The sequence below is a fragment of the Sphingomonas sp. dw_22 genome, assembly GCF_018449795.1.
Taxonomy (GTDB): domain Bacteria; phylum Pseudomonadota; class Alphaproteobacteria; order Sphingomonadales; family Sphingomonadaceae; genus Sphingomonas.
In genome coordinates this window covers 1-14,777 of record NZ_JAAVVE010000041.1, presented here as the reverse complement: position 1 = coordinate 14,777, position 14,777 = coordinate 1, and the positions used below count along the sequence as shown (strand labels likewise).

The following is a 14,777-nucleotide window of genomic DNA, read 5'->3' as shown; positions in this document are numbered from 1 at the left end:
GGGCAAGGGGCTTTCCGCACCGCAAGCCGCTCAGATCGCGTGCGGTTCCTTCTCGACCATCCAGGTCTGGCCCCGGGCGACCAGCTTCTGGAGATCGGGGGTCTTGCCTTCGCTCGCGGCCTTGTTCTGCGCGATTACGGCGCTTTCGAAGGTCGGTGCGGGATCGTCGTAGAGCACCCCCAGCGCCATCGGGAACGGCCCGAACGGCATCTCGACCAGCATATGGGCGACCGCGCGATTGGTGACGTTGTGGACGATCACGCCCGCCGCTTCCCAGTCGCCGTCGGTCACATCGACCACCTTGAGCGTCAGCCGCTCGATATCGAGCGCGAGGCCCCTGGTGCCGCCCGCGAACAGCAGCGGCTTACCGTGCTCGACCCAGAGCTGGTTGGCGACCGCATTGGGCTTGGCGGTAAAGGGTTCGAAGACATCGTCGTTATAGACGATGCAGTTCTGGAAGATCTCGATGAACGCGGCGCCCTGGTGCGCATGCGCGGCCTTCAGGACCGATGGCAGGTTCTTGTGGACATCGATCCCGCGCGCGACGAAGCGGCCGCCCGAGCCAAGCGCGAAGGCGCAGGGCTTGGCGGGGTGATCGACCGAGCCGAACGGCGTGGACGGGCTGCGCGTGCCCTCGTGGCTGGTGGGCGAATATTGGCCCTTGGTGAGACCGTAGATCTCGTTGTTGAACAGCAGCACCTGGCAGTTCAGGTTGCGGCGCAGCAGGTGCATCGTGTGGTTGCCGCCGATCGACAGCGCATCGCCGTCGCCGGTGATGATCCACACGTCGAGGTCCGGATTGGCGAGCTTCACCCCTGTTGCCACCGCCGGCGCGCGGCCGTGGATGGTGTGGAAGCCATAGGTCTCCATGTAATAGGGAAAGCGCGAGGAGCAGCCGATGCCGCTGACGAACACCGTGTTCTCGGGCGTGGCGCCGATCTCGGGCATGGTGCGCTGCACGGCCTTGAGGATCGCATAATCGCCGCAGCCGGGGCACCAGCGGACCTCCTGGTCGGTCTCCCAGTCCTTGGGGGTGCTCGGGCGGATGGTCGTGATCTCGTTCATTGGAACATTACCAAACCAAGAAGGGGGAAAGCGAACGCCGCACAGAGTGCGAGATACAAGAGCGCAAGTTTCCGCTGCGAAGGCGTTTCGATTTTCATGGGTTCACCGCCTCCGGGCTGGGCAATTGCGTATTGTCGGGGCCGATCTCCTCGGCGCCCGCACCGGCAAGGTGGCGGGTGATGGCGGCTTCGATCTCGGCGATGGTGAAGGGCTGGCCGGAGACCTTGTTGAGCGGAACGGCATCGACGAGGAACTGATCGCGGAGCACCGTCTTGAGCTGGCCGGTGTTCATTTCCGGTACGAGGATATGCTCGTAACTCTTGAGTAGAATGCCTAAGTTCTTCGGAAGCGGCCAGATGTGGCGGATATGGACATGGCTGACGTCGAGCCCCTTGGCGCGAGCACGGCGGACGGCCTGGGCGATCGGGCCATAGGTCGAGCCCCAGCCGACAACCACGAGCTTGCCGCCTTCCTGGCCGTACTCGACCTTCTGGTCGGGGATGGCGATGCCGAGCACCTTGTCGCGGCGGATGTCGGTCATCGCCTGGTGGTTGGCGGGCGAATAATCGATATTGCCTGACCCTTGCGCCTTCTCGATGCCGCCGATGCGGTGGAGCAGGCCGGGCGTGCCGGGCTTGACCCAGGGGCGCTTGAGATTCTCGTCGCGGGCATAGGGCTGGAATTTCTCGCCCTCGGCCGGGACCGCGGTGTGGAATTCCACCGGGAACGGCTCGTAGGTGCTCATGTCGGGCACCTTCCAGGGCTCCGCCGCATTGGCGATATAGCCGTCGGTCAGCAGCATCACCGGGGTCATATATTGGGTGGCGATCCGCACCGCCTCGATCGCGACGTCGAAGCAATCGGCGGCCGAGCGCGCAGCGAGTACCGGCATCGGCGAGTCACCGTTTCTGCCATAAACCGCTTGATATAGGTCTGACTGTTCAGTTTTTGTGGGAAGTCCGGTGGAAGGGCCGCCGCGCTGGCTGTTGACGATCACCAGCGGCAGCTCGGTCATGATCGCAAGGCCCATCGCCTCGCCCTTGAGCGCGATGCCGGGGCCGGACGATGACGTCACCCCCAGCGAGCCAGCATAGGAAGCGCCCAGCGCCGAAGCGATCGCGGCGATCTCGTCCTCGGCCTGGAAGGTGGTGACGCCATATTCCTTGAAGCGGGCAAGCTGGTGCAGGATCGCCGAGGCGGGCGTGATCGGGTAGCCGCCGAAGAACATCGGCAGGCCCGCAAGCTGTGCGCCCGCGACCAGGCCGAGCGAGATCGCCTCGGCGCCCGTGACGGTGCGGTACAGGCCCGGCTCGGAGGGCGCGGCCGAGACATGGCGCTGCGAAATCCCCATCGCGCCGAGCTCGGCGGTCTCGCCATAGGCATGGCCGGCGTTCAATGCGGCGATATTGGCCTCGGCCAGCTCGGGCGCCTTGGCGAACTTGGCCTTGAGCCAGTCGACCAGCGGCTGGCGGTCGCGATCGAACATCCAGAGCGCCAGGCCGAGCGTCCACATGTTCTTGCAGCGCAGTGCCTCCTTGTTGCCCAGGCCGAAGGGCTTCACGGCATCGAGGGTGAGCTGTGAGATGTCGAGCTTGAGGAGATGCCACTTGGCGAGCGAGCCATCCTCCAGCGGATCGGCGTCATATTTGGCCTTGGCGAGGTTGCGCTCGCCGAACTCGCCTTCGTCGGCGATGATGAGGCCGCCGGGCTTCAATTGCTCGACATTCACCTTGAGCGCCGCCGGGTTCATCGCGATCAGCACGTCGGGCGCGTCGCCCGCGGTATCGATCTCGGTCGAGCCGAAATTGATCTGGAAGGCGGAGACGCCGAACAAGGTGCCCTGCGGCGCGCGGATCTCGGCGGGAAAATCGGGGAAAGTGGCAAGATCGTTGCCGGCCAGTGCAGTCGAGAGCGTGAACTGGCCGCCGGTGAGCTGCATGCCGTCGCCGGAATCGCCGGCAAAGCGGACGACAATCGTTTCGGGTACCGGATGCGCCGACGCCTCTTCGGGCGTCAACTGACGGACGGCAGTTGCCATGGCCGGTTCTCCTGCACTGTTTGTCTATCGTTACGAGAGGTCTACGCCTCACTTTCACGCAACCCAAAGTAGAAAATGCCGTCAGGCATGCAACGGTTGCTTTGCAGCCGCCGATCCCAGGGCGAGAATCGAGGCGACATGGCGGCGCGAGACTTCGAGCGCGTCGAGGCCGTATCCGCCGCCCAGCACGCTGGCGAAGGGGATCCCGCGCGCGCGCAGCGTGGCGGCGATCCAGGTGTCGCGTGACGTCAAGCCGCCATAGCTGAGCGCGAGACGGCCGAGACGATCCTCGACAAAGGGATCGACGCCGGCCTGATAGAGCACGAGATCGGGCGCAAACTGATCGATCAGTGGCGGGAGCGTCTCGGCCAATGCCTCCAGATAGGCCGCGTCGCCGGTGCCGTCGGGCACCGGCACGTCGAGCGTCGAGCGTGCCTTGCGTACCGGGAAATTCTTATCGGCATGGATCGAATAGGTCGCGATGTCGGGATGGCCGGCGGTGAGCGATGCGGTGCCGTCGCCCTGATGCACGTCGCAATCGACGATCAGCACGCGGCCCACCGTCCCCTCCTCCACCAGCCGCACGGCGGCGAGCGCGAGATCGTTGAACACGCAATAGCCGGCGCCGGTATCGGCCAGGGCGTGGTGGCTGCCGCCGGCGCTGTTGGCGGCATAGCCATGCTCCAGCGCGAGCATCGCGGCGAGCCAGGTGCCGCCGGGCACGGCCTGGGCACGCGCCGCGACTTCGGGCGTGACCGGGAAGCCGATCCGGCGCGCCTTGTGGGGCGGCACGCGCGCTTCGAGCACTTCCGCCACATAATCCGGATCATGCACCGCCTCCAGCCAGCGGCGCGGCATCGGTTCGGGCTCGTGCCAGGCGAAGACGTCGCCCTGTTCGCGCAGCAGGTCGCGGACCAGGCCGTTCTTGTTCCACTGATATTGGCTGCGCGCGGGCGCGGGTGCGACGTAGCGAGGGTGATGGACGACGGGTATCACATGCCTAAGCTAGGCGCGCGGCCTCTGCGCAGCTAGAGGGGCGTCATGACCGATATCGCCTCCCTCCCCTATCGCCCCTGCGCCGGGGTGATGCTGCTCAACCGCGACGGCCAGGTGTTCGTCGGCCAGCGGCTCGATTCGACGCTGGAGGCGTGGCAAATGCCGCAGGGCGGGATCGATCCGGGCGAGGATCCGCTCGACGCCGCCTATCGCGAGCTGTGGGAAGAGACCGGCGTGGTCCGCGACCATGTCGAGCTGGTTGCCTCGGCGCCGGACGAGCTGACCTATGACCTGCCCGACGAGCTGATCGGCAAGGTGTGGAAGGGCCGGTGGCGCGGGCAGCGGCAGCGCTGGTTCCTGTTCCGCTTCCTGGGCGAGGACGGCGACGTGAACATCGCCACCGCCGAGCCCGAGTTCCGCGCGTGGCGCTGGGCCGAGCCGGCGGACCTTCCCGAACTGATCGTGCCGTTCAAGCGCGAGCTTTATCGCGAGATATTGCGTGTCTTCGCCGGGGAACTGGCATAGCCGGGGGCTCCGGAATTGTTACAACGGGGAAATACGCTGCCTTTTTGACGCCAAAAAACTGTGGCTTAGGACTTGTTCATGCGCGCCTTGCTTCTCGCCCTGCCGCTGCTCCTCGCCAATGCCGAGGATCCGACCATCCCGCCGACGATCAAGTCGATGCTGGATGCGGCGATGCAATCGGGCAGCGAATCCGATGTCGCGACGATCGTGAAATACGCCAAGACCGCCGATCCGGCGAGCGCGGACCAGGTGATGAAGATCGCGGCCGCGTGGCGCAGCGACCGCCAGCAGACCGCCCAGCGCAAGCTGCGCGAGGCCGATTTCCTCGATCTGGTGAAGGGCCATGCCGAGCTTGGCGGCTATATCTCGACCGGCAATACCGAAAATATCGGCCTGTCCGCCGCGATCGAGATCAAGCGCGAGGCGATCGAATGGCGCCACAAGCTGCGGTTCCAGGCCGATTACCAGGAGAGCCTGGGCGTCACGACGCGCGAACGCTACCTCGCCGCCTACGAGCCCAACTGGAAGTTCGACGACCGCGCCTATCTCTACGGCGCCGCGCAATTCGAGAGCGATCGCTTCTCCGGCTTCACCGATCGCTTCTCGATCTCGACCGGGGCGGGCTATAGCGCGATCAAGTCGCAGGCGATGAAGCTCGATCTGGAGCTCGGGCCGGCATTCCGCCACACCAATTTCATCGACCAGACTGTCGAGAGTAATGTCGCCGCGCGCGGATCGCTCGATTTCGGGTGGAAGCTCATGCGCGGCCTGTCGGTGACGCAGAATGCCTCCGCCTATGTCGAGAAAGCGAACAGCACGGTTTCGACCAAGTCCGCGCTGCTCGCGAAACTGATTGGGCCGCTTTCCGCGCAATTCAGCTATTCGATGCAGTATGAAAGCACGCCGCCGATCGGCCGCAAGACCACCGACACGATCAGCCGCGCCGGCCTCGTCATCGACTTCTGAGCTTGTGGCTATAGGCGGTGCAACGGGCCGGGGGTGTTCAATCCCCGCCCTTCCGCGCTACCAGCCCCAGCATGACCAAGTTTTCCGCAATCGAGCAGGCCGCGATCGAGCAGGCGCGGGATGCTCCGATGCTGGAACGGACCCAGGCCTGGACGGCGATCAACAGCGGCACGCGCAACCTGGCCGGGCTGGCGACGATGGCGGAGATGCTGGCGGGCGCCTTCGCGTCGCTTCCCGGCCGCCTGACCCTGGTGCCTCCCGCACCGGTGGAGACCGTCACCGCCGACGGCCGTGTCGAGGCGATCGGCCATGGCCGGCACCTGCATCTGGCGGTGCGCCCCGATGCGCCGGTGCAGGTGCTGCTCACCGGGCATATGGATACGGTGTTCGGTGCCGATCATCCCTTCCAGCAGGGCCGCTGGCTGGAGGACGGCAACCTCAACGCACCCGGCGCCGCCGACATGAAGGGTGGGCTGTCGCTGATGCTCGCGGCGCTGGAGGCGGTCGAGGCGAGTCCGCTTGCCGCCCGGCTGGGCTATGAGGTGCTCATCAATTCGGACGAGGAGACCGGCTCACTCTCGTCGCGCGTGCTGATCGAGCAGGTGGCACGGGGGAAGACGGCCGCCCTCACCTATGAGCCAGCCCTGCCCGATGGCACGCTGGCCGGCGCGCGCGGCGGCACCGGCAATTTCTCGTTGGTCGTGCACGGCAGGAGCGCCCATGCCGGCCGCAATCCCGAGGAGGGCCGCAATGCGCTGGTCGCCGCGGCCGCGCTGGCGGTGCGGCTGGCCGATGCCAGGGCGCCCGGCCTTTCGGTGAACCCCGCCCGGATCGACGGCGGCGGGCCGAACAACGTCGTCCCCGATCTCGCCATCCTGCACGTCAATTTCCGGCCCCGCGACCCGGAGTCGATCGCCCGCGCGCAGACGGCGCTTGATGACGCCGCCGCCGCTGTGTCGGCAGCACATGACGTGCGCATCGAAGTCCATGGCAGCTTCAATCGCCCGCCCAAGCCGATCGACCCGGGCGCCGAGAAACTGTTCGCGCTGGTGCAGCAGGCGGGTGCCGATCTGGGCATCCCGATCGCCTGGAAGGCCACCGGCGGCGTCTGCGACGGCAACAACATCGCCGCGTGCGGCGTGCCCGTGGTCGACACGATGGGCGCGCGCGGCGGCGCCATCCACTCCGCGGAGGAATATCTGATCCCCGAAAGCCTGCCCGAGCGCGCCGCGCTCTCCGTGCTCACGCTGCTCCGCATCGCCGATGGGAGCTTCCGGCCATGAGCTTCCGCATCCGCGCCGCGCGCGACGAGGATCTCCAGCATCTCTACGAAATGGCGAAGCTCACCGGCGGCGGCTTCACCAACCTGCCGCCCGAGAAGGACGCGCTGCGCGCCAAGCTGGTCCGCAGCCATGCCGCGTTCGAACGGCCCGAGGACGGCGGGGCGCATGACGATCTGTTCGTGCTGATCCTGGAGAATGCCGAGACCGGCGAGGTGCGCGGCACCTGCCAGATCTTCACGCGCGTCGGCCAGAAATGGCCCTTCTACAGCTATCGCATCGCCACCGAGACGAAGCACAGCCAGGAGCTGGATCGTACTTTCCGCGCCGAGATCCTCAGCCTGGTCAACGATCTGGAAGGGGGCAGCGAGGTGGGCGGGCTGTTTCTCCATCCGGGCGAACGGGCCGGCGGGCTGGGCATGCTGCTCGCGCGCAGCCGCTATCTGTTCATCGCCCGCCACCGCGCGCGCTTCGCCGATCGCATCCTGGCCGAGCTGCGCGGGGTGATCGACGAGGCGGGCGGATCGCCCTTCTGGGACGGGGTGGCCGGCCGTTTCTTCGGGATGAGCTTCCAGCAGGCGGACGAGTTCAACGCCACCCATGGCAACCAGTTCATCGCCGATCTGATGCCCAAGCACCCGGTCTACACCGCGATGCTGAGCGAGCATGCCCGCGCCGTGATCGGCCTGCCCCACCCCTCGGGCCGCGCGGCGATGCGGATGCTGGAGAATGAGGGCTTCGCGTTCGAGAATTATATCGACATCTTCGACGGCGGGCCGACGATGACCGCCCGCATCGATCAGGTGCGAACGGTGCGCGACGCGGTGACGGCAGAGATCGTCGGGATCGAGGCGGGTGGCGAGGCCGCGCTGATCGCGACTGGCCATCTTGCCGAGTTCCAGGTGACGCAGGGGCGCGTGAAGGTGGCCGAGGGCGGCGTGACGATCGATCCGGTGGCGGCGGAAACCCTGGGTGTGGGGATTGGCGACGAGGTGATGCATGTCGCGCGGTGAGGACAATAAGCCCCTCCCCTTCAGGAGAGGGGTTTTGGGGTGGGGGAAGTCTCACCGAGCCCTTCGCCTGCAATTACTGCCCCACCCCAACCCCTCCCCTAAAGGGGAGGGGCTAGATGCTTACTGAGATCAATTTCGACGGGATCATCGGGCCGAGCCACAATTACGCCGGCTTGAGCCCGGGCAACCTTGCCGCGACGAAGAACCGTGGCGAGACCTCGCATCCGCGCGCCGCCGCGCTCCAGGGGATCGCCAAGATGCGCGCCAATCTCGCGCTCGGGCTGACCCAGGGCATCCTCCTCCCCCATGCCCGGCCCGATCGCCACTGGCTCGCGGCGCTTGGCACCAGCTACGATCATGCACCGCCGCACAGCCAGGCCCAGGCGCTTTCCGCCTCGGCGATGTGGGCGGCCAATGCCGCCACCGTCTCGCCCGCGCCCGACACCGCCGATGGGCGCTGCCATCTGAGCGTCGCCAACCTCGTCACCATGCCGCATCGCAGCCATGAATGGCCCGAGACGCTGGCGCAGCTCCGCCTGGCCTTTGCCGATCCGGCCTTTGCGGTGCATGGGCCGGTGCCCGCGCCGTTCGGCGACGAGGGTGCGGCCAATCACATGCGGCTGGCGCCGAACCATGGCGCGCCGGGTGTCGAGATCTTCGTCTACGGCATCGCCGGCGGTCCCTTCCCTGCTCGCCAGCACCCCGACGCCAGCGCCGCGGTCGCACGACGTCATGGCCTCGATCCGGCACGCACGCTGTTCGTCCAGCAATCCGAAGCCGCGATCGCGGCGGGTGCCTTCCATAATGACGTCGTCGCGGTCGCCAACGGGCACGTGCTGTTCGCACACGAACAGGCTTTCGCGGACAAGGCGCGCTTCTACGATGCGCTCCGCCGGGCCATGCCCGAAGTCGAGATCGTCGAGGTGCCGGCCGCGCGGGTGAGCCTGGTCGATGCCATTTCCTCCTATCTGTTCAACGCGCAGCTCGTGACGCTCTCCTCGGGCGAGATGGCGCTGATCCTGCCCAGCGAGGCGCGCGCCACGCCCGGCGTGTGGAACTGGCTGGAGGAACATGTCGCCGGCAACGGCCCGATCCGGCGGCTCGAAGTGGTCGATGTGCGCGAGTCCATGGCCAATGGCGGCGGCCCGGCTTGTCTCAGGCTGCGCGTCGTGGCCGATCCGGCGACGGTCGATCCGCGCTTCCTGGTCGATGGCGCCAGGCTGGATCGTATCGCCGAGGTGGTGGCGTCGCATTGGCCCGAGGAGATCCCGGCGGGGGCCATCGCCGATCCCGGGTTGATCTCCCAGATCGAGGATGCCCGGCGTGCGCTGTTCGAAGCGCTCGGAACTGTCGAATTAATTGACAGGTAACCATAAGCGTTAAGGTGGAATGGCGCTTTTCCGCCATTGGTGCGGGAATTGCTTGATAGCGGCTATGCTCACCCGCATCGGCCGCCTCTTCGTCATCAAGTCCAAGTTCGAGGGTTTCCTCGTGATCTTCGGCCTTGCCAACGGCGCGGTGGAGCGCGGTGTCCATTATCTCGGGCAATATCCCGGCTGGGGCGGCTGGCTGCTGTTCGCCGCCTGCCCGGTCGCGGTGTTCATGGCCGGCTCCAAGATCATCGACAGCTTCGACATCCCCGAATGATTGTGCGAGGTTAGGCCCCGGCAGTTCGCTGGTTTGAGGGGCAGACAAGTTGTTCAGGGGCATGTTCTCGGCTCTCGCCGTGCAGGCGTTGCTGGTCGCGCTGGCGATCGGGGGGCTTCTTTTCGGTGCCACGCGCTATCCCGCGATCCTGGGCCACCCCACCGTCATCGCCGGAGCCGCTGTCGGGATTTTTGCCATCCTGCTGGTGGCCGCCAATCTCCTGGCCCGGCGCTGGACGCGGCCGCATGTCGAGCTCTACCGCCTCAGCCGCGCAGCGGCCGAGGGCGACGAGGAACTGGCGTTCGAGGAAATCGGCCCGCCCGAGACGGTAGCGACGATGCGCAACCTGCAATTCGCGGCCAGCCGTTTCAACAGGCTGGAGAATGCGCGGCGCACCTGGCTCGTCTCTATCTCGGAAGAGCTCAAGCGGCCGGCCGTGAATTTCGGCGAGCATTTCATCGCACTGTGCGCGCTCCGCCCGCCTTTGCCCGAAGCACTGCTCGACGCGATCGAAGAAGATGCGCGCCGGCTCATCAACATCGCCGACGATCTCGACGCGGTCGCGCTCGCCGATCTCGGCCGGTTCGCGATCACGCCGGAGGAAACCGACGCCCGGGCGCTCGCCCATAATGCGGTCCTCGATCACCAGCCGCGCGCGCAGGCCCAGGGAGTCGAGCTGATCGCGGCGGAACTGCCCGAACATTCGATCCCGGTCGAATGGGACGCGGCCCGGATCGCGCAGGTGCTCGACGCGCTGATCGACAATGCCCTGCGCTATACGCCCGCCGGCGGCAGGATTTCGATCGGCCTGGAAGGCGCGCGCGATGCCTGGCGGCTGATTGTCGACGACAGCGCGCCGGGCGTCGATGTCGGGCTGGCGCAGAGCCTGTTCGATCCCTTCTATCGCAGCGCCGGAGGCGACAATGTGGCTTCTCCTCTGGCGCTGGCGACCGCCCGGGCGATCGTGGAGGCGCATCATGGCCGCGTGGAGGCGAGCGCCTCGCCGATCGGCGGGTTGCGCGTCAGCGTGGTGCTGCCGATCCGTTCGCCGACCAGTTGAGCCAAGTTGGTGCTACCGGTGTCATACCGGTTTTGCTAAGCCTGCTTCCAATAAGAAGAGAATCGAGGGAGGCGAGGATGCGATCGGCATTTCAAAGGGCCATGGCGTGGCTGTGCGCGGCGCTCGCGCTGCTGGCGATGGTCCAGCCGGCGACGGCGCAGGACCGGCGGAAGATCGAGGACACGATGAAGCGCGCGACGCGCTTCATGGTCGAGAAGGTCGCCAACAATGGCGGCTATGTCTGGTCCTACCTCCCCGACATGTCGCGCCGCTGGGGCGAGATGGAAGCCTATCCCACGATGATCTGGGTCCAGCCGCCGGGTACTGCGACGATGGGCCATCTGTTCCTCGATGCTTACCATGCGACCGGCGACGAATATTACCTGGCCGCCGCCGAGAAGGCCGCCGATGCGCTGATCGCGATCCAGCAGGAGAGTGGCGGCTGGCATTATTTCGGCGATTTCGGCGGCGAGGCGTCCACGAAGCGCTGGTACGAGACGATCGGCAGGAATGCGTGGCGGCTCGAGGAATTCCAGCATTATTGGGGCAATGCGACCTTCGACGATGCCGGCACGTCCGAGAGCATGCAGTTCCTGCTGCGCCTCTATGTCGAGAAGCTCGATCCGAAATACCTACCTGCGCTCCGGAAGGCGCTGAATTTCGTGCTGGAGAGCCAATATCCGATCGGAGGCTGGCCGCAACGCTATCCGCTAAAGAGCGAGTTCAGCCATCACGGCAAGCCCGATTATACCAGCTTCATCACCTTCAACGACGATGTCGCGGGCGAGAACATCCAGTTCCTGATCTATTGCTATCAGGCGCTGGGGGGCGACCAGCGGGTATATGACGCGATCGTCCGGGCCATGAACGTCTTCATCGTGACGCAGCAGGCCGCACCCCAGGCGGGCTGGGGACTGCAATATACGCTGGACCTCAAGCCGATCGGCGCGCGCACCTATGAGCCGACCGCGCTGGTGACGCACACTACCGCCTCCAATATCCGGCAGCTCATGCGCTTCTATCGCCTGACCGGCGATGGCAAGTTCCTGGCACGCGTTCCCGAGGCGCTCGACTGGCTGGAGTCCGTGAAGCTGCCGGCGGACAAGGTGAAGGGCGGCAAGGCCTATCCCACCTTCATCGAGATCGGCACCAATCGGCCGCTCTACGTCCATCGCCGCGGCTCGAACGTCGTCAACGGCGCCTATTATGTCGACTATAATCCGGAGAACACGATCGTCCATTACGGCTCGACCCGGGCGATCGACGTGCCGGCGCTGCGCCGCGAATATGCGGCGCTGAAAGCCTCCGATCCGGCCGAGATCTCCAAGGATTCGCCCCTCATGCCCGGCCCGGCCCATGCGCTGCCGCGCTATTTCCTGGTCGAGGATTTCTCGACCTCGGACCTGAACACTGCCGAGGGCAAGCGCGACACCGCGACGCTGGTGAAGACGCTCAATGCCCAGGGCTGGTGGCCGACCGAGCTCAAGGCGACCAGCAATCCCTATATCGGCGACGGCCCCGCGACGCCGCCCCCGGGCGATTTCAGCATGACGCGGGTGGGCGATCCCAGCGACACTTCGCCCTATGACACCGATCATCCGGTGATCGGCATCTCGACCGGCACCTATATCGAGAACATGAAGGTGCTGATCGGCGCGCTGGGGAAATAGCTATCGCGCCAGCCGGGCGATGAGGCCGCTCATCTCGAACACGGTGGCGCCGGCATCGAGCGACAGGCCGATCGCCGCGCCGCCCAGCTCGCGCGCGGCGGCATAGGCGTCGAGCGCGGTACGAAGCGCTTCGCCCGAGAGATTGCGGGCGCGTTCGGCGATGAAGGTCGGCGCGCGCTCCAAGAACGCCTCGTAGCGCGGTTGGGCGGCCTTGGCGCCGAGCAGCCTGGCGAGGCGGCTGCGGATCGCGTTGCCGGGATCGCCGGTATCGGCAAGCCGAGCCATGTCCGTCTCCAGCGCGGCAATGTCGAGCCCGGCAAAGCCCAGCGCGCGGCCAGGCGATCCTTCCCCTGCCCGCACCAGCGCGTCGATCTCGGCGGCGCTGGCCTGGGGCAGCTCGGCACGCAGCACCATCGCAACTTCGGCAGGCGGCAGCGGCTCGAAGCGCAACAAGCGACAGCGCGAGCGGATCGTGGGGAGCAGGCGGCCGGGCGTATGGCTGACAAGGATGAAGATCGTGCCGGCGGGCGGCTCCTCCAGGTTCTTGAGGAGCGCATTGGCGGCGCCGCGCTCGAGATCGTCGATCGAATCGATGACCACCACCCGGCGCGAGGACAGCGAAGGCTTGGTGGCGAACAATGGCTGAAGGCCGCGTACCTGCGCGATCGTGATCGAGCGGGCGAGCGCTTCATCCGGTTTCTCGGGATCCTTGGGCAGCCGGGCCAGCACGCGGAAATCGGGATGCGATCCGGCCTCGGAGAGATGCCAGGTGCGCGTCGTCTCGAGCACGTCCCAGCCGGGGCGGAGCTTCTCCGGCTCGGCCGCCTCGGCGAGCATGCGCAGCGCCGCCATGCGGGCGAAGCGGCCCTTCCCCACGCCCTCCGGCCCGGCGATCAGCCAGGCGTGATGGAGCGAGCCGCTCGCCATGGCGGCGGCCAGCGCCTCGCGGGCGGGGATATTGCCGATCAGTTCCGCCAACGACTTGCCCCCACCCCGCTCCGCCGCTCGGGCGGACGCGCGCTTATGCCCCGAACAGCGACCAGAAGCCCAGCCAGGCGCGGCGGAAGAAACCGGCCTTGCCGACATCCTTCTCGGCGACCAGCGGCAGCATCTGCGCCGGCATGCCGGGCGATTCGACGACGAGATCGGCGATATGATCGCCCGCCTTGAAACCGGCCTTGACCGGCCCCTGATAGACGATCTTGCCCTTCATATCGGGCGTGGTGCCCGCCGGGATGGTGACGTTCAGGTCGCGCGGCGCGACGACGCCGACTTCGCTCGAATCGCCGCCCTGCACCGTCACTTCACCGAGCTTGCGGCCCTTGGAGACGATCGGCTTCGCCTTCCAGGCGCCGAAGCCCCAGTTCATGAAGCGCACGGATTCGGCGGCGCGGCCATTATAGGTATCGAGCCCGGCGACGACCATTACCAGGCGGCGCCCGCCCTGCTCGGCCGAGCCGGTGAAGCCGTATCCGGCCTCGTCGGTATGGCCGGTCTTGAGGCCGTCGGCGCCCTGGACCTTGCCCAGCAGCGGATCGCGATTGGCCTGGCTGATGTCGGCACCGGCGCCCAGCGTCTTGCCCCAGGTGAAATTCGGCAGCGAATAGTACTGCTTGTAGAGGTCCGGGAAGTCGCGGATCGTCGCGGCGGCGAGATGCGCCAGATCGCGCGCGGTCACATAGGTCCGGCCTTCATCGGGCCAGCCGTTCGACGTGCCGAAATTGCTGTTGGTCAGGCCGAGCCGCTTGGCCTGCTGGTTCATCAGATTGGCGAAGGCTTCCTCGTTGCCGGCGACGCCTTCCGCCAGCACCACGCAGGCATCGTTGCCCGAGAGCGTGACGATGCCCTTCAGCAGATCGGAAACGGTCGGCTTCTCGCCGACGGCCAGGAACATGGTCGAGCCCTGCGAATGCCATTTCCTCCAGGTCTCGGGCATCACCTCGATCTGCTTGTCGAGCTTGAGCTCGCCCTTCTTGATGAGATCGAAGGCGACATAGACCGTCATCATCTTCGCCATCGAGGCGGGCGGGATGCGGCGATCGGCGTCCTTCTCGTACAGCACCGCGCCGGAGGAGAGATCCTCCATATAGGCGATCGGCGCGGGCGTATCGAACGTCGGGTTCGCAGCGGTGAGCGGTGTGGCGACGGCCAGCGCCAGCAACGAAACGGCAGCGAACTTCTTCATATTTCCGGTCCCAACGCGGCGTGTACTCTCACCGGGCCGTGAATATGCGCGCATCCCCATATCCTGCCCGGGCGGCCCTGCCTCGCGCCGCCTGGGCCTCGCCGGGTGTGGCGAAGGGTCCGAGCTGGACGCGGTAGAGCCTGCCCCCTGCCTTTACGAACCCGTTCATGGATTGGGCAAGCGCTTGCGCGCGTGCCGCGGAAGAAAGTGCGGCGACCTGAACGAAATAGCGGCCCATGGCGGCGGGACGGGCGGCCTTTGCCGCCTCACGCGGCGGGCCCGGGCCCGCGCCGGGCGGCGTCGGCCGCGGGGCGGGGGGGGCGGGGGTGGGG

General features: G+C 66.6%; 14 protein-coding genes. 8 read left to right on the top strand and 6 right to left on the bottom strand.

Going from position 1 to position 14,777, the window contains the following annotated elements:
* Window positions 1-30: 30 nt before the first annotated feature.
* The 3 genes from HB724_RS15965 to HB724_RS15955 form a co-directional block, all read right to left on the bottom strand.
* On the bottom strand, window positions 31-1,065 hold the full coding sequence (locus HB724_RS15965) for a 2-oxoacid:ferredoxin oxidoreductase subunit beta (protein ID WP_213981939.1): 1,035 nt from the start codon (window positions 1,063-1,065) through the stop codon (window positions 31-33).
* A 94-nt stretch (window positions 1,066-1,159) separates the two neighbouring features.
* Entirely contained in the window at window positions 1,160-3,103 is a 1,944-nt protein-coding gene (locus HB724_RS15960) for a 2-oxoacid:acceptor oxidoreductase subunit alpha (protein WP_213981938.1), read from the bottom strand.
* A gap of 81 nt (window positions 3,104-3,184) precedes the next feature.
* The gene (locus tag HB724_RS15955; protein ID WP_213981937.1) at window positions 3,185-4,099 is read right to left on the bottom strand and encodes a histone deacetylase; all 915 of its coding nucleotides are present in this window, start codon (window positions 4,097-4,099) and stop codon (window positions 3,185-3,187) included.
* 45 nt (window positions 4,100-4,144) lie between these two features.
* Here HB724_RS15955 and HB724_RS15950 point away from each other — a divergent pair, with 45 nt between their 5' ends.
* From HB724_RS15950 to HB724_RS15915, 8 genes are all read left to right on the top strand, one after another.
* Window positions 4,145-4,624: an RNA pyrophosphohydrolase gene (locus tag HB724_RS15950; protein WP_213981936.1), complete on the top strand. Its 480-nt coding sequence runs from the start codon at window positions 4,145-4,147 to the stop codon at window positions 4,622-4,624.
* A gap of 78 nt (window positions 4,625-4,702) precedes the next feature.
* Entirely contained in the window at window positions 4,703-5,590 is an 888-nt protein-coding gene (locus HB724_RS15945) for a DUF481 domain-containing protein (RefSeq protein ID WP_213981935.1), read from the top strand.
* 71 nt (window positions 5,591-5,661) lie between these two features.
* Entirely contained in the window at window positions 5,662-6,873 is a 1,212-nt protein-coding gene (locus HB724_RS15940; RefSeq protein WP_213981934.1) for a hydrolase, read from the top strand.
* The gene (locus HB724_RS15935) at window positions 6,870-7,883 is read left to right on the top strand and encodes an arginine N-succinyltransferase (RefSeq protein ID WP_213981933.1); all 1,014 of its coding nucleotides are present in this window, start codon (window positions 6,870-6,872) and stop codon (window positions 7,881-7,883) included. Before HB724_RS15940 ends, HB724_RS15935 begins: the two co-directional genes overlap by 4 nt.
* Before the next feature lie 116 nt (window positions 7,884-7,999).
* On the top strand, window positions 8,000-9,253 hold the full coding sequence (locus tag HB724_RS15930) for an N-succinylarginine dihydrolase (protein ID WP_213981932.1): 1,254 nt from the start codon (window positions 8,000-8,002) through the stop codon (window positions 9,251-9,253).
* 64 nt (window positions 9,254-9,317) lie between these two features.
* Window positions 9,318-9,530: a hypothetical protein gene (locus HB724_RS15925; RefSeq protein WP_213981931.1), complete on the top strand. Its 213-nt coding sequence runs from the start codon at window positions 9,318-9,320 to the stop codon at window positions 9,528-9,530.
* A gap of 61 nt (window positions 9,531-9,591) precedes the next feature.
* Window positions 9,592-10,590 carry an ATP-binding protein gene (locus HB724_RS15920; RefSeq protein ID WP_213981930.1) on the top strand — a complete coding sequence of 333 codons (999 nt, stop codon included), beginning with the start codon at window positions 9,592-9,594 and terminating at the stop codon, window positions 10,588-10,590.
* Window positions 10,591-10,667: 77 nt separating this feature from the next.
* The gene (locus HB724_RS15915; protein WP_213981929.1) at window positions 10,668-12,260 is read left to right on the top strand and encodes a pectate lyase; all 1,593 of its coding nucleotides are present in this window, start codon (window positions 10,668-10,670) and stop codon (window positions 12,258-12,260) included.
* Here the strand turns inward: HB724_RS15915 and HB724_RS15910 are convergent, their stop codons facing one another.
* Genes HB724_RS15910 through HB724_RS15900 form a run of 3 tightly spaced genes read right to left on the bottom strand, consistent with a single transcriptional unit; the run spans window position 12,261 to window position 14,683 of the window.
* Window positions 12,261-13,238, bottom strand: a complete 978-nt coding sequence (locus tag HB724_RS15910) for a DNA polymerase III subunit delta' (protein WP_213981928.1) — start codon at window positions 13,236-13,238, stop codon at window positions 12,261-12,263.
* A 43-nt stretch (window positions 13,239-13,281) separates the two neighbouring features.
* Window positions 13,282-14,445: a D-alanyl-D-alanine carboxypeptidase family protein gene (locus HB724_RS15905; protein ID WP_213981927.1), complete on the bottom strand. Its 1,164-nt coding sequence runs from the start codon at window positions 14,443-14,445 to the stop codon at window positions 13,282-13,284.
* A gap of 28 nt (window positions 14,446-14,473) precedes the next feature.
* Complete coding sequence (locus tag HB724_RS15900; protein ID WP_256731564.1) at window positions 14,474-14,683, bottom strand: SPOR domain-containing protein; 210 nt, start codon at window positions 14,681-14,683, stop codon at window positions 14,474-14,476.
* Between the last annotated feature and the right edge of the window lie 94 nt (window positions 14,684-14,777).